General features: G+C 58.4%; 1 protein-coding gene. It reads left to right on the top strand.

Annotated elements, in window-relative coordinates; genetic code table 11:
* A partial coding sequence (locus tag KDM90_RS17785; protein ID WP_212676963.1) for a hypothetical protein occupies positions 1-202 on the top strand: 202 nt, incomplete at both ends.

The raw sequence follows: 202 nt of genomic DNA, 5'->3' as shown, positions 1-202 counted from the left end.
TACAACACCACTCCCACATTCAGCAATGGCGTGAGCTTGGTCGGTAGCAACTTGATCGTCCCAGCGGGCGTGTCCAGCTTCACGGTGACGGTGGCGACGATCGACGACACGATCGTCGACAGTGCCTCCCCAGAAAGTTTGCCATTGGTGATCGGTGGCGTGACCGGTGCCGGCGGCATCATTGACAATGACCAACCTAGCA

This window comes from Affinundibacterium fentianense (assembly GCF_018139545.1).
In the GTDB taxonomy this organism is placed as follows: Bacteria; Pseudomonadota; Gammaproteobacteria; order Burkholderiales; family Burkholderiaceae_D; genus Undibacterium; species Undibacterium fentianense.
This window is presented reverse-complemented; position numbering and strand designations above follow the sequence as displayed.